The 20,585-nt window shown below is 55.4% G+C and carries 17 protein-coding genes and 1 riboswitch; of the genes, 5 read left to right on the top strand and 12 right to left on the bottom strand.

Annotated elements, in window-relative coordinates:
• Positions 1-26 precede the first annotated feature (26 nt).
• The 3 genes from AC6IZD_RS08370 to AC6IZD_RS08360 all read right to left on the bottom strand — a co-directional run bounded on the left by AC6IZD_RS08370 (position 27) and on the right by AC6IZD_RS08360 (position 3,143).
• The gene (locus tag AC6IZD_RS08370) at positions 27-521 is read right to left on the bottom strand and encodes a septal ring lytic transglycosylase RlpA family protein (protein ID WP_497787234.1); all 495 of its coding nucleotides are present in this window, start codon (positions 519-521) and stop codon (positions 27-29) included.
• Positions 522-831: 310 nt separating this feature from the next.
• Positions 832-1,653, bottom strand: a complete 822-nt coding sequence (gene thiD, locus AC6IZD_RS08365; protein ID WP_497787233.1) for a bifunctional hydroxymethylpyrimidine kinase/phosphomethylpyrimidine kinase — start codon at positions 1,651-1,653, stop codon at positions 832-834.
• Positions 1,654-1,703: 50 nt separating this feature from the next.
• Positions 1,704-3,143 (bottom strand): tetratricopeptide repeat protein, encoded by a 1,440-nt coding sequence (locus AC6IZD_RS08360; RefSeq protein WP_497787232.1) that lies wholly within the window; start codon positions 3,141-3,143, stop codon positions 1,704-1,706.
• 125 nt (positions 3,144-3,268) lie between these two features.
• On the opposite strand from AC6IZD_RS08360, the gene AC6IZD_RS08355 reads away from it, so the two are divergent.
• Complete coding sequence (locus AC6IZD_RS08355) at positions 3,269-4,318, top strand: hypothetical protein (protein ID WP_497787231.1); 1,050 nt, start codon at positions 3,269-3,271, stop codon at positions 4,316-4,318.
• A gap of 38 nt (positions 4,319-4,356) precedes the next feature.
• Here AC6IZD_RS08355 and AC6IZD_RS08350 read toward each other — a convergent pair whose 3' ends face one another.
• Complete coding sequence (locus AC6IZD_RS08350) at positions 4,357-5,481, bottom strand: hypothetical protein (RefSeq protein ID WP_497787230.1); 1,125 nt, start codon at positions 5,479-5,481, stop codon at positions 4,357-4,359.
• A gap of 144 nt (positions 5,482-5,625) precedes the next feature.
• Positions 5,626-5,701: riboswitch (Fluoride riboswitch) on the top strand.
• Here AC6IZD_RS08350 and crcB point away from each other — a divergent pair.
• Both crcB and AC6IZD_RS08340 read left to right on the top strand, forming a co-directional pair.
• On the top strand, positions 5,676-6,098 hold the full coding sequence (crcB, locus tag AC6IZD_RS08345; RefSeq protein WP_497787229.1) for a fluoride efflux transporter CrcB: 423 nt from the start codon (positions 5,676-5,678) through the stop codon (positions 6,096-6,098). Its footprint overlaps the riboswitch before it by 26 nt.
• Positions 6,099-6,145: 47 nt before the next feature.
• Complete coding sequence (locus tag AC6IZD_RS08340; RefSeq protein ID WP_497787228.1) at positions 6,146-6,463, top strand: DUF190 domain-containing protein; 318 nt, start codon at positions 6,146-6,148, stop codon at positions 6,461-6,463.
• A gap of 3 nt (positions 6,464-6,466) precedes the next feature.
• Here the strand turns inward: AC6IZD_RS08340 and AC6IZD_RS08335 are convergent, their stop codons facing one another.
• The 4 genes from AC6IZD_RS08335 to AC6IZD_RS08320 all read right to left on the bottom strand — a co-directional run bounded on the left by AC6IZD_RS08335 (position 6,467) and on the right by AC6IZD_RS08320 (position 11,810).
• Positions 6,467-7,105, bottom strand: a complete 639-nt coding sequence (locus AC6IZD_RS08335) for an HAD family hydrolase (protein ID WP_497787227.1) — start codon at positions 7,103-7,105, stop codon at positions 6,467-6,469.
• 94 nt (positions 7,106-7,199) lie between these two features.
• Positions 7,200-9,791 (bottom strand): protease pro-enzyme activation domain-containing protein, encoded by a 2,592-nt coding sequence (locus tag AC6IZD_RS08330; protein WP_497787226.1) that lies wholly within the window; start codon positions 9,789-9,791, stop codon positions 7,200-7,202.
• 299 nt (positions 9,792-10,090) lie between these two features.
• Positions 10,091-10,552: a single-stranded DNA-binding protein gene (locus AC6IZD_RS08325; protein WP_497787225.1), complete on the bottom strand. Its 462-nt coding sequence runs from the start codon at positions 10,550-10,552 to the stop codon at positions 10,091-10,093.
• 289 nt (positions 10,553-10,841) lie between these two features.
• Complete coding sequence (locus tag AC6IZD_RS08320; RefSeq protein WP_497787224.1) at positions 10,842-11,810, bottom strand: RluA family pseudouridine synthase; 969 nt, start codon at positions 11,808-11,810, stop codon at positions 10,842-10,844.
• 11 nt (positions 11,811-11,821) lie between these two features.
• Between AC6IZD_RS08320 and AC6IZD_RS08315 the strand changes: the two genes are divergently transcribed.
• Positions 11,822-12,736, top strand: a complete 915-nt coding sequence (locus AC6IZD_RS08315; RefSeq protein WP_497787223.1) for an NAD-dependent epimerase/dehydratase family protein — start codon at positions 11,822-11,824, stop codon at positions 12,734-12,736.
• A gap of 192 nt (positions 12,737-12,928) precedes the next feature.
• Positions 12,929-13,756 carry a response regulator gene (locus AC6IZD_RS08310; RefSeq protein WP_497787222.1) on the top strand — a complete coding sequence of 276 codons (828 nt, stop codon included), beginning with the start codon at positions 12,929-12,931 and terminating at the stop codon, positions 13,754-13,756.
• 243 nt (positions 13,757-13,999) lie between these two features.
• On the opposite strand, the gene AC6IZD_RS08305 is transcribed toward AC6IZD_RS08310, so the two are convergent.
• The 4 genes from AC6IZD_RS08305 to AC6IZD_RS08290 are packed head-to-tail and all read right to left on the bottom strand — an operon-like array spanning position 14,000 to position 20,452.
• Positions 14,000-15,751, bottom strand: a complete 1,752-nt coding sequence (locus tag AC6IZD_RS08305) for a thiamine pyrophosphate-dependent enzyme (RefSeq protein ID WP_497787221.1) — start codon at positions 15,749-15,751, stop codon at positions 14,000-14,002.
• A 57-nt stretch (positions 15,752-15,808) separates the two neighbouring features.
• A complete protein-coding gene (locus AC6IZD_RS08300) occupies positions 15,809-16,189 on the bottom strand; it encodes a sensory rhodopsin transducer (protein ID WP_497787220.1) in 381 nt (126 codons plus the stop codon).
• Between the two features lie 4 nt (positions 16,190-16,193).
• A complete protein-coding gene (locus AC6IZD_RS08295) occupies positions 16,194-19,319 on the bottom strand; it encodes an FAD-binding and (Fe-S)-binding domain-containing protein (RefSeq protein WP_497787219.1) in 3,126 nt (1,041 codons plus the stop codon).
• A gap of 23 nt (positions 19,320-19,342) precedes the next feature.
• Entirely contained in the window at positions 19,343-20,452 is a 1,110-nt protein-coding gene (locus AC6IZD_RS08290; RefSeq protein WP_497787218.1) for an enolase C-terminal domain-like protein, read from the bottom strand.
• Positions 20,453-20,585 lie beyond the last annotated feature (133 nt).

Raw genomic sequence — 20,585 nt, 5'->3', positions numbered from 1 at the left:
CGGGTTTAATGTCGTGTGAAGAGTAATTAGCGCTTTGCGGCGGGCTGGTTTGCCATTGCCATTTCCGCGGTCTGGGGATCGACAATATCGACCCGGACCTTCTGAAGGCCCTTCTTGCTCATACCAAGGCTGCGGGCAGCGCTATACGATAAATCAATGATTCTTCCTGGAGTCACCGGGCCACGATCATTTACGCGGACAATAACAGACTTCAGGTTCTTCAGATTTGTTACCTTCACGAACGTACCCAGTGGCAGTTCGCGATGAGCGGCAGTGAAGTCGAACATATCGTAATCTTCACCACTCGCCGTGGCTTTACCCTGGAAGAAACCGCCATACCAAGAAGCTTTGCCCACCTGATACGGCTTGGCAGCAGGCACGAACTCCCTCGGTTTCTGCTCCGGTAGGGGCAGAAAGGCTGGCGCGCTCGGGGAAGCCGATGTTGTATGGCCGGGTGCCGCTCCCATGGTGCCGCCTAGCAGAAGCAGTGCGTACACAGAATGGGTCAGTACTCGTCGCAATCAAACACCTCGATAAAGAATTTCCCCCTGCACTTCACGCCTAAGGTCTAGGACCTAAAAGCGACCTTTCGATTGTATGAACCGGGCATAAGGGAGGTCAACCCTGAGCAAAATAAAGTTGCAAAACCCTTGCCAATGCACAAGTGTTCGTGATAGGTGGAATGACCTGCATCTACTTTCACCATACTTCACTCGAAGCCCGGTAGAGCTTGGGTGCAAGGGGCCATCCCAAGCCTGTTTAGTTAATCGAAAGTACTGAATTTTTAGACCGTCGTGGCCAACGACAGGTTGGCCCCAGATAGAAGTTTCGCTAGCTCCTGCCGACGTATTCGATCCCCATGGGGCCGTGTCCCTTGCCCAGTCCGGGTGCAAGTTCAATGGCGCGCGTTACGAATGCTTTGGCTGCGGTCACGGCGGAGGGAATGCTGTTCCCCTTGGCTAGGGAGCAGGCGATGGCGGTTGAGAATGCGCATCCGGTACCGTGTGTAGAGGTGGATTCCAGTCGGGCAGCAGACAGGGTTTCGGTGAGTGCCATTCCGCTTAACTCGTAAGCGAGAGTGTCCTCGGAATATGCAGGCAGAGTTCGTTCCGATTCCAGACGATCGCCTCCGGTCACTACCACAGCCTTGGGCCCTAATTTGCGAAGAGCGGTTGCCAGCGCCTCGGCATCATCGTTCGGGAGTCCGGTAAGTAGCGCCGCCTCTGAGCAATTTGGGGTCACGACCGTGATAAGCGGGAGCAGGCGTTCCAAGACAACCTGGATGCCAGTAGATGAAAGCAACTCGGCTCCTGAGGAGGATCGCAACACGGGATCGAGAACGATCGGGCAGGAATCGGTACAGCCCTTGAGAAAATCGGCGATAACGCAGGCGACTTCGGCTGTTGCGAGCATGCCTATCTTGATGGCGGCCGGTGGAAGATCCTCAAGCAATGCAGAAAGCGTCTCGCTGACAGTGGCCGCGGAAACTGCTTCCACGCGCCGCACCCCGAGAGTGTTTTGAACGGTCAGGGCAGTGATGCAAGAGGCACCATAGCAATTGTGGCTGGCAATAGTCTTCAGGTCGGCCGTAACCCCTGCGCCAGAGGTCGGATCGAAGCCGGCAATGGTCCAGACAACCGGTGGCTTGCTCATCTGAGCAAGGTAGCACAGTCGACCGAGGGGTTTGCACGTTACGTGAAGGCTTACCGAGACGGGGTCTCGTCTGGGATGACAGGCAGCAGCGGCTTATCGTCCTCCGGATTTGGCTGAGTGGTTGGAACGGGTGCTGCAGGTTGGGAGTGTGTAGGCGCTGCAGCTGAAGTCTGTTGTCCGGTTGGAGCTTGGCTCGCAGCAGCAGACGGGCGTTGCTGTTGCGGGCGCTGAGTATTGTTGGCCATGACCGCGGGACGTTCAGGAGGGGCATTCTCCTCCGCAAGGATACGAACTGGTGTTTCAGGTTCGGGCGTCGGAGGAGTTGCTGGCTCCTGCACAACTGCGTTGTTGCGTGTGCGTAAGGGAAGTGGGCGCGCACCTTGGGCACGCAAGGCCGCAAGTTGCCGTTCCTGTGCCTGAGCGACGACTTGCTGGTTCTGGTCAGCAACCGCGGAAAGCCTCATTCCCTGAAGGTCTTTGCGGGTGGCGAGGGCTACACGAGCTCCATTGCGATAGGCTTCGCGTGCTTTTGCGTAGTAGAAGTCTGCGCTCTCACGATCGCCCATCACCTCGGAGACGTATCCCATGTTATTCAATGAAAATGCATTTCCGGAGTCGAGTCGGTAAGCTTCCTGAAAATACTGACGAGCCTGTGCGTGCTGATTGCGGTTAAGAGCGGAGACGCCCCGGAGGTTGAGGCGCGCCACCTTTGCCTCTGTTGAGCCTTCATTGCTCAGTTCGCGGCGGGCGGCTTGAGCATTCATGCCTGCAACTTCGCTGATGCTGCGTCCACGCCAACTGCGATTCAGGGCGACTACGATCTTCTCATTGGACATTGTGCCCGAGGCCAGGCTGTAGCACCGGATCGCCTGTTCCAGTTCACCCTCCTTTTCGAGAGCGTAGCCCAAATTATTGAGTGTGAACGGGTTCTTCGGATCGAGAGCCAGCGCTTTACGAAGCGCGAGCTCGGCTTCAGGAGCACGATCCTTGAGCATAAGACCCATAGCCGCGACATTCAGCCGATTGACCTGCATGGGGGCACTCACGGCGTTACCCGCGACTTTGGAAACTTCCTTTCCTTTCAGCTCAGGATTGCTCGTGTAGACCACTGAAGCGTTGGAATTACTGGCGGCGGCGAGGTCGTAATATTTCTGTGCTCGCTCAATTTCGCCATCGAGTTCAGCTACGTATCCCAGATTGTTGAGCGTGAAGGGATCATCGGGATCGATCAGGTATGCCTTATAGAACGCCCGCTTTGCACGAGCGATGTCGTTCTTTGAGAGCGCACGAACGCCCTCCTGATTCAGTTGTTGCACTGGAGTGGGCTTGGTCCGCTTCGGTATTTTGAGCTTTATGTCGGCGGCAATTCCTGGAACTGTAGCGAGAGTGAAAACAAGAAGAATGAGTATCGCAGCTGCGTAGCGAGCAGCAGAGGCGAAGTTCGGACGTTTCAGGTTTTCTACGCGAAAAGGACTGACTGCGGATCTCATGCAGCAACACCCCACATGCGCAGGTTAGATGGGAGCGACTCGGAATCCGTTGTAGGAGCAGTTCAGTCGCGTGCTGATGCCCCATTCTGCATCTAACGACTCGAGACTCTGTTTGTGGGGAGAACATGAAGCAATTAAGCCTTGCCGCCCTAGTTTTGCTGGTATTTGGGAGTCTTGGATTCGCTCAGAATTCAAGCTCGCTGCAGACTTCCGGCACAACTTCTGAGACTGCGGTGCAAAAAGAGAATCCTGACAAAGGAACTGCAGCCAAAGCCGAGAGTAACGGCACGGACGGGCAGCAATCGTCGAACGAGAAATCCCCCAAGCAAGATAAGCCAGTTCCGGCTCCGATAGAGCCTGCCGCGACGGGGGAACCTCATACCGAAATGTTGGATGCTGCGGGCTCTCCTGATGCTCGAGACCCACTGCTGGAACCGAAGCCGCTGCCCAAGTCTGACTTGTCCCTAATTGGGGGAATCGCTCGCAAGGTGGATATAGTTCACAACCGCGTGACAGTGGAGCCCTTTGGGGGCGGAAACAGACTCGTTGTTTACTTTGACGAGCGAACTCGCATTTTGAACAATGGGCGAGAGACGACGATTCTGGCGGTTCATCCCGGCAATCGCGTTTATGTTGACACCCAGGCCCTCGGGGCGCAGGTGTTCGCTAAGACAATACAAGTGCGTGGTACGGCTGGACCTGCGCACGCGAGCGGGCAGGTGATCGAGAACCTCGGCGGGCAAGTCCGGTTACAGGATCGACTGAGCGGAGAGACCGTACGACTGGCAATCTCCGATCAGACCAAGATTGGTGCTCGCGACGGGCGTCCAATGACGGTATCCGATATTCAACCCGGATCGTTGGTTGATGTGATCTTTACGGCAGCGGCTAAGCATTCGGACGCTCAGAGCATCACCGTCTTTGCTTCGCCGGGACAATCGTACGTCTTTGCCGGGATATTAACGCATCTCGATGTTCGGGACGGCGTGCTAGCGCTGGATAACAAGGCCGACGGGAATAACTACGAACTCTATTTCGACCCGGCGAGTGAGAAGAGCGCGGCAAGCCTGCAGGTTGGAACACCAGTTTCGGTGATTGCGCATTTCGACGGCAAGCGTTACCAAGCTACTTCGATCAGCGCTACGCAGAGCGCAGGTGATACAAGCGAGAAATAAGACAAGGCGCTGGGCAGGGAAGCACCAGCGCCTTGGTCCTATCTAGCTTTAGAATGGTCGGGAATCGGAACCTGAACGTATCCTGCGGGTGGACGGAATTGTGATCCATCCAAGCGATCGCTTGAAAAACCACCCATCTCAGTTGTCATCTCCATCAGAACCATACTTGCTTGCTGACTCGATTCGCTGGGCGGAGGAGTTGGGGGGTCCTGCTGCTTCTTTTTGCGGCCAAATCCGCCCATCATGCCGCCCAGACCGCCAAGTTTGCTTGCAATAGCTGAGGTTGCGGCACTATTCGCGCCTTCCTTTGCCATCTCGCCTTTGCTAGGCATGTTCGCTTCCTGGCTCTCAGGCGGAAGTGGTGCTTCAGACGCCGCAGGGAGTGGTTTGCCGTCCGGTGTGCTTCCCATCCGCATCACCGTGTATAGCGGAATGCCCTTCAGCTTCGATATTTCTTTTGCCATCTCGCCCATTCCTTGCGTCGAGCCAGCAGCCATCTGAGATCGCATGGATGCGAGCATAGGGGCCGTCACGCTGCCATACACTTCACCGAGCTTCTTCGCATAGCGCAGATTGAAGTCGCGGACCTCCTGATAACCCGGAATCTCGGCAGCCATCCAAAGGTCATTCGTCATTGCGACATTCCCGGTCTGTCCTGTTTCCTGGTCTGTCGCTTGCATAGTGAGCGTGAGAATCGATTCTTTTGTGTCGAGGCCGCTGAATTGTTTCGTAGCCCCAGTGTTTCGGACCGCTACATCAAACTTCATGTTCGCGGCGTCTGCTGGCTCCGGCTTTTGGCGGGCTTCGGAGCGTTGCGTGGCTTCACGCTGCGCCTGCTCGAACTGCTCCTTCATCTGCTGGAAGGTGATTGTGTAATACGTCTTCTTCTGGTGGTCGATGTGGGTGACCGTTTCTTTATCGAGATCGATGATCTCTGAACTGTCGGTCTGGATGCGTGCCATCCGGTCGCCCTGAACATAGACCTTGGACACCACCGGGTCGTTGATCTGACGCGCTTGTTTACTGAACGTTCCCGCAAGGCGCATCATGCCTACGATGGACCCGCCGCTTATACGGGACGATTCGGTGTAATGGAAGTCAGCAAACACTCCCGTGGGAAAGGCGAGAAACAACACAACCAAACACGCAATTCGACGGTGCACAATAGACCTCCGATTTTTGAAGGGGAGAGTGTAGTACAAAACTCCGCAGCAGAGAATACGTGGCGGGCAAAGATTATGAACGCTCGGGAGACCGAAAGCAGAGCACGAATAGTATCTGGCGGTTCTCTGTCGTGAGTTGGTAAAATACAGACAAGCGATGGAGTTCGCTTCTAACCGTTGCGCTTGCTGGACGAGTGCGGCTGATAACTCCTACCAGTCGAAGTCCAGGAGATTCTCGTCAAGTGCTCGCATATTTGTGGGTATCCCTCGGCGCAATTGTGGGCGCCAGCGCACGGTATTTTGTCAGTCGTTTTGTAGCTAAGCTAGCTACTGCTTCATTCCCGTATGGCACATTGTTGATTAACGCAACCGGTAGCCTGCTCCTCGGGATGTTCCTTGTGTGGAGTACGGAGCGCGCATTGCCCGATCCTCGGTGGCGTTTGCTTATCGCGGTGGGTTTTTGTGGCTCGTACACGACCTTTTCAAGTTACGCTTTCGAGAGTTTTTCGCTGTTCGAGCAGGGGCACTATGTGCTATTTGCATCGAATGTGTTGGCGAACAACTTACTTTGCCTGGCTGGCGTTCTGGCCGGAGCTATGATTGCTCGCAGCATATGAGTCCTATGAACGTGGAATCTGGGCAAGTGACCCAGGGAGAAAGAAAAATGGCTGTTCAGGTGACGATGTACCTGCTTGAGAGCGATGAATGGCACAGGCGGGCGTTGCATCTGGAAGTTCTCAAGTATCTCCGGGAACAGAACGTGTTCAGCGCGGTCGCGTATCACGCCGTAGCTGGCTTCTTGGGGCGTATGCGCGTGAAGACTGCGACGCTGGTAGAGGCCGGAGGAAAGCTTCCGGTTGTGGTGACATTTGTCGACACGGATGAACACGTGCAACGCGTGCTGCCAAAACTGAAAGAAATGGCAGCACACCGGTTGATTGTTCGGGAAAACGTCGTATTGGAGCAGGGAACGTTGGACTGAGGTTCAGGCTAGCTCGCGCATTGCGCGCCGCTCCTCAAGGTTGAGACCAAGCGCAGAGAGCTTTTTGCAGGTCGACTCGTAGTCAGTGTGATGGACTCCGTGGATACCAAGGGTCTCCGCTACTTGCACGAACATCAGGCGGTCATCCAGATATGCAACTCGTTCAGGTGGAACCTGTGCAATATCAAGAGCGATGCGATAGATGTCTGGATCTGGTTTTCGCACGTGGACGAAGCAGGATGAGATGAAGAAGTCTACGAATGTGTTCAGCTTGAAATGCTGGATGCGCGCCTGATTCAGTTCGCGGCCTTCATTGTTCACCACTGCAATCTTTAATCTGTATTGAGCCTTAAGCGTCCGCACGAGATCCACCATTTCGGGGAACGCTTTTGACTGCGAGAACATGAACGTGCGGAATTCCTGCTCGGTGAAGCTTCGCTGCTCGTAGAAAACCACACGATGCAGGTACTCGTCTAAAGTGAGCTTCCCGACTTCGTAGGTATCGAAGGTGAGATGGTGGCGCTCATCCATTTCTTTGCGATCAAGACCAAAAGTTTTTGCCGCAAGCTCTCTCGAATTCCGATCCCACCCGTTCGTCAGCAGAACCCCGCCCAGGTCGAGGAACAAAGTTGTGATTGGCACTAAGCCCTCCCAAATGTCACTCTGATGCAGATGTCGCCTATGCACTGTGCGTCGTCTCTGAATTTGCGCCAGTGGATGCGGGCAAGTCTGCCGATCAGTCAGTTGTCACAGTGATACTGATGGGAGTGGGGTTCGATACGATTCCAGATCCGGAAGCTGTGATCGTAACGATGTAGGTGTGCGGAGACTGTGTCGTGGTACGTTTCGTGACGCCCGATTGGCCAGTGCCACACGCTGCGAGGACTCCGCAGCACGCGACGGCGATAACGGCGAGAAAGAGCGCGAGTTTGCGTTTTCTGCAGTTTACAGACGGTGCGACGAGCACCAGAACTCCAATGGCGCTAGGACCGAACCCAAGCAGCGGAGTGGAGCGATATAGGGAGGCCGACCTGCTGCGACTCGTAATCAAAACCACAGAGGCAGCCGTACCGCCGACAGTTAGGTTCACAGGTGCTGCGCTTGCCGTCAAGTTGGCTGGTGTGCCGTCCGGGGAAGAGATCGCGGTTGAGAAGCTGATGGTGCCGCTATACCCCGAAGACGTGAGCGCTAGGCTGACGCTAGCCCCACTCGCAACAGTGGTCTGGCTGGCGGAAATGGTGTATGTCGGAGCACTGACACTTAGTACTGACGCCGCAGTTGAGGGTGCGAATACGGAGTCTCCGCTGTATTCCGCTGTCACTTGTGCCGAGCCAATGCTGAAGCCGTTATCAGAATTCACTGCGACGTTTGTGAGGACCGCTCTTCCGTTCGACACCGGTGCTGCGCCGAGCAGTTTGTCTCCGACCTTGAACATCACAGTGCCGGACATAGCTTGTGGGGATGATGATTGGATCGAGGCGGTCCAAGATGTAATTCCGCCGAGAAAGACGGGATTCACAACGGCTGAGAGTCGCGTCGTGGTGGAGACGCTCGTTTGCATAGGCAGTGAAATGCTGGACCAGGTGGAGGCCAGCGCATAAGCATCAACGCTGCCGAGCCCTGTTGCCATGTCGTATCCTGCCGATGCGTCCCAGCCGAGGAGTCCGTTTGTGCAGTCGGGTATTCCACTGGCGCATGCAACTTTGTTCGACCCTGCTGTTACGTCGTGGAAGACTGATGGGTTGTTTGCGAAAATCGAGTACAGAGCTGGGTTCACGTTTCCGAGACCCGGTTTCGCGATTGCGCCTTGATTCATCAAGTAGTGTTGTACAAGAGCAAGCATTCCCGCGAACACAGGGGTTGCAACAGAGGTCCCGGCTACGATTTGTTGATTTCCTGCATATACGATTGAATAGCCGAGAGCCGCTGCAAGAGAGACGTCTGGCACCATCCTGCCGTTGATGGACGGATCACCGACCCCGTTCTGAAATGAAGGGCGTGGAAAATATCCACTTGCTCCGCCGCCTCCTCCGGTCGTGCCGACCCCGGTTTTCTCTGCAGTGCTCCAGGCAATCTCTGGGATGTACGAGAGTGCATTGCCGGACATTGCATTGTTCTTTTCTGCCCAATATTCGCCGCCTGCATCGTTGAAATCTGTGCCACCGACGGCTGTGACCTCTGGGACGCTGGCGGGCAAAGTCACAGCCAGTCCTCTTGATGAGCCGCCGCTAGAATCGCAGCCTGCCGCTCCATTATCTCCAGTGGCGGTCACCCATGTTATTCCTTGCGCACTGGCTTGCTGCGCGAGTGCGTAATAGTACGAAGCGAGGGAACCTCCGCCGTCCTGTTCGCATTCGGCGTAAGAGTATGCAACGATCTGCGCCAAGTTGTTTTCGACTACATACTGCACGCTGGCCAGTACGTCGGATGACTGAACATACAGAATGCGCGAGTTGCGCGCGATTGCGCTTACGAGTTCGAGGTCGAGCGTCGCCTCGAGTGAATAAATGCTTGGCCCCAATGTGCTTGGGGCATCAGGAACCATCACCGCAGAATAGTCGTTCGGGGGTAGTCCGAACCTTGTGCGGAAGGAACGATAATCATCGATGAAAACGCTCGCGATACCGGGGACGGCAATGGTGATTCCGGTGCCGTCAATGCCCATCTTGAACAGTGGTTGAATCCCGTAGATCGTGGCGAGGTCATCCGGGGCCAACAGATTCCCGTTTGCTGCGCTTGCAAACTGTGGGAGGGGAGTTTTTGGCGAAGCTCGGTCGGATAGATCATCAAGACCGATCACTCCAGCGGCAATACTGGTTATCGCGCGGGGCACAACAGGCTCAACTGTGTTTGCGAAGTGGGCCCTGCCATTCACAAGGAACTTATGTATAGAAGTGTGAAACGCTGAATCAATCCTTGATACGGGCCCGGAGAAAGTGAGGGAGCGTCTGTTTCGCGAGACTCTGATTTGGCTAATTCCGTTTGACCGAAGCCAGGATGCCGCTTTTTGAACGGCATCATCTGGCGCGCCAAATCGTCTCGCGAACTCGTCCGGCGTGATCCACTTTTGATAATTAGGGCTGTTGGGATCCGCTTGTTGCCTGAGCAGTTGGTCCAAGTCCGACTGAACTCTGGCTGTCGGACGCAGAATGAGCTTCAAGTTGCGGATGACGCGATCCGGAGATTCCGCGCCGATGTCGTTCGCTGCATACTTTCTTGCAAGTGCAGAAACTGGGGCGCTGCGGCCGTGCGGTTGGGCAGCAGTACTTTGCGAGAACAATACGCTTGTGGCCATCATGGCGATGGCGAGAACTAGAACTCTCTTCATGCTCAACGCCTAATGGGTATTCGAGAGTGCTATCGGCAATGTGCGGTGCTAACTTCAGAAGTTTTTTGATCGAGAGAGGAACGTTCGCGTCGCCTCTCGGTGACATTGCTTCCCTGGGGGGCGGGTTCGGAGAGGGAACTGCTGGGAGTAAAAAGGATGAGCTAACGAAAACAAGAGGTGAAAAACTCATTTGCTGAGTTTTCCACCTCGCAGGAAAACGCCTCGCGTTTTCCACTTTTCCACAGCTACGACTGCTACTCCATATACATAGATGTTTACGTATAGGAGGTAGGTGAATCCTAGAACGGAATATCGTCGTCGGTGATTTCGGTGCCGCGCGTGGGGGCGGAGTCAAATTCGCCGGGGCCACTCTGGTCGAAGTCGTTCGAGCGAGAGCTTCTAGCGCCTGAGCCGTAGTCGTCTCCTCGACCTCCGCCAAGAAGAACCAGATCACTGGCTACAATCTCAGTGGTGTAGCGTTTTTGTCCCTGTTTGTCTTCCCAGGAGCGCGTCTGGAGCCGACCCTCTATATAAACCGTTCGGCCTTTCTTGAGATACTCGCCAGCGATTTCGGCCAGACGTTGCCAGAGCACTACATTGTGCCACTCAGTCTTATCCTGCCATTCGCCAGACTTGTCCTTGTAGCGCTCATTGGTAGCGACAGTCATGCTGGCCACTGCCGTGCCGCTGCTCGTGTGTTTGACTTCAGGATCTTTACCCAGATTCCCGACGAGAATAACCTTGTTCACGCTCTTTGCCATTAGTGCCTCACACTCTCTCTTCCGCAGGTAATTCGGCTTGTCATGTTAATTCAGGCTGTCACGCATTAGCAATTCGCGTGGCGACCGCCGTAATTTAGGCCGTCCGCCCAGACAAGCACCTCCGCTGCGGGTCCTTTCTTCGCATTTCAGTGCAGTTTAGCGAGTATAAACGGATCTGCGTCAAGCATCTAGCTACGACAATGAGCGTGCGGACAGAGCTGTTTTATTGGCTATCGATTGATGGTGGGATCGCGCAGGTTTCAACGGCCACCCTGTTTTCGGACGTGAGCTACCTATGCAATGAGAAACCGGACGGCAAAGCTGCCTCGAGATTGATTTGTTCTCCGGTCATCGGGTGCTGGAATTTTAGAAATTGGGCGTGTAGGAAATAGCCTCCATCGCCGGGGAGGCCGGGCAGATTTTCAAGAGGCTGGCCTGTTAAGCCATACAGAGAGTCGCCAAGCAGAGGATGGCCGATCGACGCCAGATGAATTCTGATTTGATGAGGGCGGCCCGAATGTAAACGTACCTCAAATGTTGTGGTGCTTGTGGCGCGTGAGATCACCTTTGCCGTTGATTTGGACGGCTTGCCATTTGGGTTGGCCGCCCACACGGAACCGATGCGCGGGTGCGGTACGAGGCCAATGGGTGTGAGGATTTCGTAGGTGTCATGCTCAGCAATGTTTTGACCCAGTGCTCTGTAGATTTTTTGAACTTTGGGTGTGTTCCAGTTCGCCTCTAGATTAGAAGCGGCTTGCGGAGTTTTAGCGAAGAGGACGATGCCGGAGGTGCCTCGGCCCAAACGGTGCACAGGGTTTGCGTCGGGGGTGTGCTTTTGCACCAAGCGCAGAAGGGTGTTTTCGATGAATCCGCCGCCGGGAAGGGTGGGCAGGCCGCTGGGTTTGTTGACCGCCAACAGATGAGGGTCATCAAACAGAACCTCGAAGTGCTGAGGGCAGTCTGGTTCGATCCAGGGTGGCCGGTTCCAGACAAGCGTTTGGCCTGAATTGAGCGGTTCGCTTCCTGTGGCGGTGACTCCGTTGATGGTGACTTCGCCGTTGTTCAGATTTCGTTGCCAGACCTCTGGGCTTGAGTGGGGGTAAAGGCTTGCCAAGTGGGAGAGCAGGATTTGTCCATGGTATTTGCTGCTTATGATGGTGGTGTAGGCGTAGCCTCGGTTGAGCATGTAGTTCGAGTGTAAGCTATCGGCATCCCCTGCGGGGAGTTGCTGCGATTCGTCGTGATGCAATGCAGTCAAGAGGGGTGAAAATGCGTGTATTTGTGGCAGGGGCGAGCGGTGCTATTGGTGAACCTTTGATTGCGGAGTTGTTAAGGCAGGGGCACAGTGTCGTAGGGATGACAACGAGCGAGACGCGGGCCAAGTTCCTGGAGAATCAGGGTGCCTCAGCAGCGATCGTGGATGCATTTGATGCCGCGGCGGTGGAGGAGGCCCTGAGGCGATCAAGGGCAGAAATCGTCATCGATGAGTTGACGTCGTTGCCGAAAGACCAAAGCGAGATGCGCAAATACGCTGCGGGGGACGCAAAGCTAAGACTCCAGGGCGGAGGCAATCTGTTTCGCGCGGCGATTGCGACGGGCGTGCGGCGGTATCTACAGCAGTCGAGCGGCTTCTTTCTGAAGGCGACCGAAGGGGCTCTGGCAGACGAATCGTCTCCACTTGATGTGAACGCGAGTCCAGGCGTGGCCGCGAGTGCGCGAACTTATAAGGAACTTGAAGCGCGACTGTTCAGTTCCAATGCTATTGAGGGTGTGGCGCTACGATATGGGTTCTTTTATGGGCCGAAGACGTGGTACCACCCCGGCGGGTCCGCGGCGGACATGGTGATGCACCAGCAGAATCCGGTTGTGGGCAAGGGACAAGGCGTGTCGTCATTTGTGCACATCAACGATGCCGCAATTGCAACCGTGATGGCACTGACTGCAGAAGCGGGTGTTTACAATTTGGTGGACGACGATCCTTCGCCGCAATGTGTGTGGCTTCCAGCTTTTGCGAAGTATCTCGGCGCCCCGATGCCCCCGCACATCAGCGAGGAGGAAGCGAAGGTAACAGCCGGGGACGATGCGGTTTATTACGCTACGAGGCTGACTGGCGTCTCGAATGGGAAGGCGAAGCGGGTTCTCGGGTGGAGACCTCGGCCATTAGAGTGGCTGCAGGTTAGGTGACCGAGGCGGAGGCTGAGTTTGGAGTTCCAAAATTTGCTGCATACCTTGGGTGAGTTCGCGGTGAGTATAGCGTATGGATGGACTCCATGAGCGCGTGCGTCTGCATCAATTGGCCGTGAACGACCGAGCTAGAAGCTATGGTTCTAGACTCTGGATGCGGCATCAAACGATTACATTGAAGGAGGACTGGCCTTGTCTTCTTCTTCCGATATGTTCAGTTCTTGGAAAGAGATTGCGAACTACTTGGGCAAAGGAGTTCGCACGGTTCAGCGCTGGGAAGCTGAACTTGGCCTACCTGTCCGCCGCCCGAACGCGCACAACCGAAGCGTTGTGATTGCGCTCCGGTCTGAGATCGACCAGTGGATGACTTCGGATTTCGCTACTCGTAGTACGCAGAAGGTTGACCCTGAAATGAACGTGTCGGGGAAGACTTTTCGGTTTCGCGTGCTCCTCGTAGACGATGATCCGGGGTTTCGACAGACGACCAAAGCCATCCTGGAATCGCGCGGGTTCGAAGTTCTCTGTGCGGAGGATGGATTCTCCGGGTTGGCAACCCTCAAAGAAGCTTTGCCGGACATAATCATCTCAGACCTTCGCATGCCGAACATGAACGGCTTCGAGTTCCTGTCAGTAGTTCGTTATCGTTTCCCGCGACTCCCTGTCATCGCCGTGAGTGGCGAGTTCGTAGGGCTTGACGTTCCGGAGAGCGTCTTGGCAGATGCTTATTTCGAGAAGGGAAGCTATTCGATTGCGGACCTACTAGCCAAAATGGACTCGCTGTTGGACGTTCTTCCACCCCGGCCACGTGAGGGTAAACGCTGCAAAACGCCTGTCTGGATACCGAACCCCTCGACCGGCCAGTACGTTGTAGTTACGTGCCCCGATTGTCTTCGTACATTCCCGGCGATGAGGACCGCAGAACTCAAAGCAGGTACGCACCGAGTAGAATGCGATTACTGTACTGCCGAGGTCTGTTTCGAGATAACCGACCCTACGGCTCTTTTGAGAATCAGTGCCTGACAGTGCCGCCTGTTCAGAGATGTCTGGCAGCCCTCGCCAACTAGCTCTAGAACGAAGATGATGTCCGTGCTTCGGTTCGTTCTCATGAATGCGCAAACAGACAAGCCTCTAATTTCGGTCGTCAACTAGACCAGGCACCAGGTTGAAGCAGCACACCTTAGGTGAGCATCGTTTGGAGCGAACGGCCCTTGAGCGCTGGCCGCAAGGTGGCCACTCGTGTGCGCTTCACACCTAAAGTGATATTCACCCCAACTCGCGGACCTTATCGGAGATTGCCGTGAGTGCGATCTGGCCACGATTCGGTTCTCCACGAGCAAGCGACTCTGCAAAGCGGATTGCCTGTTCCGATTTGATCTTTGCAGGTAGCGGAGGCGTAAGGGGATCGACAACGGCTTCGAGCAAGGCGGGGCCCGGAGTTTGCAGAAATTCCCGCATCACGTTTCCACAATTCGCAGGTTTGTCGATGCTAAAGCCTGTTCCGCCACAAGCGCGCGCGAAAGCGGCGAAGTCGATCGGATGCAATTCACATCCATACTCAGGATTTCCTAGGAAGACCATCTGCTCCCATTTGATCTGGCCGAGCGTATTGTTCTTCACGATGACGATCTTGATCGGTAGCTGGTACTTAACTGCCGTGGCAAACTCGCCCATTAGCATGGTGAATCCGCCGTCACCGACAAAGGCCACTACCTGGCGCTGCGGATAAGCAAACTGCGCTGCAATGGCATAGGGCAGTCCCGGCGCCATTGTTGCGAGATTGCCAGACAGCGTGAATATCTGGCCGCGTCTTGCGATGATCTCGCGTGCCCACCATGTCGCAATCGTCCCGCTATCGCATGTGACAATGGCGTCGTTTCGCAGGAGTTTGTTCAGTTCCCATGCGACCACCTGTGGTTTCATCGGCTCATCACGACTGGTGCCGCGTGACTCGATGGTTTTCCACCAGTCCTTCATGCCTTCTTGTGCTTTGTGCAGAAAACTCTTGTCACGATGACCGGCGCATTTTGACAATAATGCCTGCAATACACGTCGGCTGTCCCCCACGAGTCCGACCTCGACGGGATAGCGCAGTCCAAGGCGCGACGGGTTTAGATCGATTTGAACGCTGCGCGCATCGCCCGGCTTGGGATAGAACTCGATGTACGGGAACGAGGACCCAACGATCAGCAGTGTGTCGCATTCTTCCAGTGCTTCTTGCGAAGGTCGGGTGCCCAGCAGCCCAATCGACCCAGTGGTGTATGGGCTGTCGTCCGGCACCGCGGCCTTTCCCAGTAATGCTTTGATAATTGGCGCGCCTAACTTTTCCGCGATGAGTTGGAGTTCATCGGTGGCGTGGAGTGCACCCTGGCCTGCGAGAATAGCGACGCGCTTTCCTGTGTCGAGTATCTCGACTGCACGCCTGAGGTCAGCTTCTTCTGGAATGTGCGCCGAGTGGGTGTGAATGTCTGTTTCGGCGTGGCCCGGTATGTTTCGATTTGAGCGCTGACGCTTCTCGACTGGCTTCTCTTGTATATCGGTCGGGAATGCAATGTGGGCAACACCTCGATACGCCAATGCTGTGCGGCAGGCGAGATGGGCTACGTTCTCAACGTGAGTCGGCCCCATGACACGCTGGTTGAACACCGTGACATCCATAAACAATTTGTCGGTCTCAACATCCTGTTGCGTGTGTGTGCCAATCAAGTCGTGGAATGCCATACCTGTGATCGCGAGCACAGGTTGGCCATCGAGCTTGGCATCATAGAGACCATTCAGCAGATGGATACCCCCGGGACCGGAGGTTGCGAGGCACACCCCCAACTTTCCCGTCACCTTTGCATGCCCGCACGCCATAAATGCGGCGGCTTCCTCATGACGCACCTGAATGAAATCAATCTTGTCCTTATGCGTTCGTAGTGCCTCCATGATGCCGTTGATACCATCGCCAGGAAGCCCAAAGATTCGCTCCACACCCCAGTCGATTAAGGTTTCAATCAAAACGTCGGCCGCAGTCATGCTGATCTCCCTTTTGCTGATACATCACTAGATGCTTACGTCGCTGACAGGCTGCCCTCAGGCGGCGCCCGGAAACGCAATGGTAGTGATAAGAGCATTGTCCGCTTGGCGTGAATCCAGTCGCGTATGTTGAGCAACGATGGGCACGTCGGAGCGGATCACGCTAGAGTAGTTTGTGGCACGAGGAATCGGCTCGGGATCGCGCAGGTCATTGAACCGCACGTGTCGTGTACGCCGCGCTGGCACAGTCACTCGGTAGGGCCCTACCGGATCACGATCAGCGTAATAGATTTCGATTTCCACGTGTGCTTCTCGATCAGAAGCATTAAGCATGCACACAGTTTCGTGGCTCGTCATCTGAGGCTCGGGACCGTGACTCTCCGGAGGAATATAGCCTTCCGCGATGACCCACTCTCTTCTGCCGATTGCGTTGACCATGTTTTTACCTCCTTGATTTTCTTCTCATCAATACGGAAACAATTGCGCCTCCAACCACCAGGCCAGCTACCATTCCCAGCGTGCGCCGCTTAGAGCGGAGTAGTGAGGCTTCTCGGCGATTGACGATTCCTGTCTCGGGGTACATGAACGCAAGGCCGTTTCCGCGATCTTGAGCTGCACGCACGACCTCCGCAAGATGCAACGCGTGACGTCCGGTCTGCTGCTCAATCTGCTCGCGACAACTGAACCCGTCGGCCATGATCAAAGTGGAGAGTCCGGCCTTTCGCACGGCAGGGACGAGAGCGCGTTCGCTGATGGCTACCGAGACGGGATACTTGTCCTTTTCGAATCCGAACGAGCCAGCCATCCCGCAACAGCCAGATGCCAATACCTGCGCATCAAGCCCAATCTTCTTCAGGACGGCTGTTTCCGCGTCCATGCTCATGATGGCCTTGTGGTGGCAGTGCCCCTGAACGATGGCACTTCTGTTCAGTGGTGATACCGGAAATTCTTGGATCTTTTTCTCCAGGAATTCCGAAAACAAGAACGTGTTTTGTCTCAGTTGGCCAGCGCACTTCGAAGTGGGCATTAGGGAGTACAACTCGTCGCGAAACACCGAGCCACAACTCGGTTCCAGTACGACGATCGGTGTCCCTTTCACAAGATCAGGCGCGAGCGCATCAAGCGCTCTGTCCAGGTACCGCTTGGCTGACCTGAGGAAACCGAAATCATACAGCGGCCGTCCGCAGCAGACATGCTGCATGGGAACGCGTACTCGATATCCAAGCTGCTCTAACACTTCGACGGCAGCTTCTGCAGTCTCGGGGAAGAAGAAGTTGTTGAATGTGTCGGGCCAGAGAATGACCTCAGACGCTCCTTCGTTTTGAATGCCGCGTTTTACAAACCATGTCTTAAAGGTCTCCGGCGCGAATGCTGGGATTCGGCGCTCGAGCGGCATGCCTGCAGCCTTCTTTGCGATGGCACTTAAGACTGGCGTTTGTGTGAGAAGGTTCACGAACCCTGAAACAAGCGAAGCAACACGCGACCATTGATCGATGAAACCAAATGCATATGCATGGCGGGGGCGGACTCGTCCTTCCCAGTAGTGGGCGAGAAACTCGGACTTGTAAGTGGCCATGTCCACGTTAACCGGACAGTCGCCCTTGCAACCTTTGCAGGAGAGGCACAAATCGAGCGCCTCTTTGACGCTTTCGTCGCGCCAGCCGTTCGCGATGACATCGCCGTTTAGCATCTCCCAAAGATGATGGGCGCGCCCTCGCGTTGTGTGTCGCTCTTCATGTGTGACCATGAAACTTGGGCACATGGTGTCGTCTTGCGGGTTCGTGGAATCCTTCCTTCTACACTTGCCGATGCCGACGCAGCGAAGAGCGGCGTGCGCGAAGCTGCCACCGTCATCGGGATACTTGAAGTACGTCTGTACTTCGCGCGGATGGTAACTCGCTCCAAGTCGGAGATCTTGATCCATCCGATTGGGATCTACCACTTTGCCCGGGTTCATCTTCCAATCGGGGTCCCATATAGATTTGAATTCACGGAAAGCTTGGATCAATTCGGCGCCGAACATCTTGTCGAGAAACTCGGCACGCGCCTGGCCGTCCCCATGCTCTCCGCTCAAGCTGCCGCCATGCTTCACGCAGAGATCTGTGGCTTCTTCCATAAACGAGCGCCACTTCTTGATCCCCGCGGTACTGGTCACATCGAAATCAACTCGGCAATGCACACACCCTTGGCCGAAGTGTCCATAAAGCGCCGGATTGTATTCGTACTTGTTGTAGAGCGCCCGCAGTTCGCGGAGATATTCGCCAAGCCTATCTGGTGCTACGGCAGAGTCCTCCCAGCCGGGCCATGTGTCGCGTTCACCGGGCACGAAGGCTGTTGCCCCTAATCCGGATTCGCGCACCTTCCAGAGATGCTCCATGTCCTCCTGGTCGGTAAATAATCTTATGTTTGGAGCGTTGGGTTTTGATTTGAGTGTGTCCATGACGCGATTTGCTAATTCCAGAGCATCTTCTTTCTTGTCTGCTCCGAACTCGGCCATTAGCCACCCTTTGCCCTCCGGCAGCATCCCCAGGAATCTCTCATTCCGAGCACTCTTCTTCATGATGTTCTCGTAGAGACGGTGGTCGATTCCTTCCAGGGCAGTTGGCTGAAATGGATCAATGTCTTTTACGTGGTCGGCGGCCTCATATACGTCCGGGTAGCCGAGCATCAGGATCACTCGCTGTGCCTTCGCATCGATCAGACGACACTTCGCTTCAAGCACCGTGACCAGAGTACCTTCGCTGCCTACAAGCGCTCTCGCCACGTTGAAGCGACCATCTTCTCCGGGGATCAACTGATCGAGGTTATAGCCGGAAACGCGACGCGGGATCGCAGGATATCTTTGCCGGATCAGGTCGCCATATCGATCGCGCAGCGACTTGAGCTTTTGATAGATACTTCCAGTTCGGCCCCCTTGGCTGATTCGTTGATCGAGGTCGCTGTCCGTCATCCAGCCGACGCTCATGCGCGTACCGTCGTAGAGCAGAATTTCGAGCTCTTCGATGTTGTTGTCGCATTTGCCCGACATCTGTGCGTGGGCGCCACATGAGTTGTTTCCAATCATCCCTCCAAGACAGCAATGATTGTGTGTCGCAGGATCGGGGCCCCAAGTCAGCATGTTGTTGCTATCGCTCATTGCGCGATCACGCAGTTCATCGCAGACTGTGCCCGGCAGCACACGTGCCCAGCGCTCGGAAAGATTCACCTCCAGCACTCCGTGCATGTATTTCGACCAGTCGATAACGACTGCAACATTGCAGGTCTGTCCGGCAAGGCTTGTACCGCCGCCGCGAGACAGCACGGGCGCGCCGAATCGGCGACAAGCGGCGACTGTGCGAACAACATCCTCTCTGGATTTTGGAATCACGACCCCGATAGGCACTTGACGGTAGTTGGAGCCATCAACCGCATACATGGCCTTCGATCCAGCGTCGAACCGGACCTCACCATCTATCACTCTCTCCAATTCAGATTTCAGCTCGGCAAAATCCGGAGCCTTAGCCGGGAGAACGTAAGGAACAGATTGGTGTGGTTCGACGGTAAGAACGGGTAATCTGCTGGCGGGCATTTGTTCTGCTCCTATCTGACACTTCAAGCTGCGAATCTGGCTGCATCAGCGCGTTTCAGCGTCAATCCCATGCCAAAGCTCGAAAGGTCCGGACGAAGCTCACCATTAACGAGCTCCGGCAAACCGTCGAACAGCATGCGCTCGATTCGAACGTGATCATGGAAGTACTCAATGTTTCTGAGCGGCACCGCTGCGCAAGCTACGTGTGTATGCAGGGCTGGAGCAGTGTGTGCCGAGAGCGGCACGTGATGCGCTTGGCAAAGGGTTGCGACATGCAAAAAGCCCGTGACGCCTCCGCAACGCGTGATATCGGCCTGCTGCACGTCGACCGCCCCGGCAGCAAGCATTCTCTGAAAGTAGGAAATCTCGTACCCATACTCGCCCGCGGCGATTTCCATCTGTGCAGGCGCACGATCGCGAATAAGCCGCAAGCCCTCAAGATCGTCCGAAGACACCGGTTCCTCAAACCACCGAACGTCGATGTCTGCGAATGCTTCGGCTTGCGCTAAGGCTTGCTTGCGGCTATACGCGCCATTGGCGTCCACGTAGAGTTCCGCTTCATCACCGATTGCTGTGCGAGCAGTTCGCACACGTTCAACATCGCGTTTCGGGTCGCGGCCAATCTTCATCTTCACTCGCGAGATGCCTTGCCCAACCCAGCCGGACAGCTGATCCGCAAGTTGCTTGTCAGTATAGGAAGTGAATCCGCCGCTGCCATAAACTTGGGCACTTGCCCGCACCTGGCCCAGCAACGTGACCAGAGGAATCTGCAGCAACCGTGCCTTTAGATCCCAGAGTGCACAATCAACCGCTGAGATCCCCATCGAGCAGATTCCCGGGCGCCCAATGTTCCGTATGCGTCGCCACATTGCCATGTAGCAGGCGGTGGGCGACATGGCGTTCATTCCGCTTATAACTCCGGTCAGGGTGTCTCGGATAAGTTGGGCGGTGGCGTGGTCGGCGTACGCATATCCAAGTCCCGTTTCAGATCCCGCGCTGGCCTCAACCAGAACGAGAGTAGTGCTGTCCCACTCAGCGGTTCCATCGGACTCGGGTTGATCGGTCGGTATGGTGAACACCGAAACTTCAATCCGTTCGACGGGAATGAAACTTTCTGCAACGATAGAAATCATCTCAGCCGTACTTGGTCCAGGGATTTATAACGGCTAGGATGTGAAGCGGGGATGGTTCGATGTCCACAAGTTGTTCGTGTATCTGCAGCGAGTTGTTCCGTGAGAGCAGTGCCTATCTCTCCGAAGAGCTCGA

It is taken from the genome of Koromonas humicola (genome assembly GCF_059726255.1).
This window is presented reverse-complemented; position numbering and strand designations above follow the sequence as displayed.

Coding starts and splice junctions, on each gene's coding strand:
- AC6IZD_RS08355 (WP_497787231.1), top strand. CDS start 3,269: ATGAAGCAATTAAGCCTTGCCGCCCTAGTTTTGCTGGTATTTGGGAGT.
- AC6IZD_RS08330 (WP_497787226.1), bottom strand. CDS start 9,791: ATGAAGAGAGTTCTAGTTCTCGCCATCGCCATGATGGCCACAAGCGTA.
- AC6IZD_RS08325 (WP_497787225.1), bottom strand. CDS start 10,552: ATGGCAAAGAGCGTGAACAAGGTTATTCTCGTCGGGAATCTGGGTAAA.
- AC6IZD_RS08290 (WP_497787218.1), bottom strand. CDS start 20,452: ATGATTTCTATCGTTGCAGAAAGTTTCATTCCCGTCGAACGGATTGAA.
- AC6IZD_RS08305 (WP_497787221.1), bottom strand. CDS start 15,751: ATGACTGCGGCCGACGTTTTGATTGAAACCTTAATCGACTGGGGTGTG.
- thiD (WP_497787233.1), bottom strand. CDS start 1,653: ATGAGCAAGCCACCGGTTGTCTGGACCATTGCCGGCTTCGATCCGACC.
- AC6IZD_RS08360 (WP_497787232.1), bottom strand. CDS start 3,143: ATGAGATCCGCAGTCAGTCCTTTTCGCGTAGAAAACCTGAAACGTCCG.
- AC6IZD_RS08340 (WP_497787228.1), top strand. CDS start 6,146: ATGGCTGTTCAGGTGACGATGTACCTGCTTGAGAGCGATGAATGGCAC.
- AC6IZD_RS08315 (WP_497787223.1), top strand. CDS start 11,822: ATGCGTGTATTTGTGGCAGGGGCGAGCGGTGCTATTGGTGAACCTTTG.
- AC6IZD_RS08300 (WP_497787220.1), bottom strand. CDS start 16,189: ATGGTCAACGCAATCGGCAGAAGAGAGTGGGTCATCGCGGAAGGCTAT.
- AC6IZD_RS08295 (WP_497787219.1), bottom strand. CDS start 19,319: ATGCCCGCCAGCAGATTACCCGTTCTTACCGTCGAACCACACCAATCT.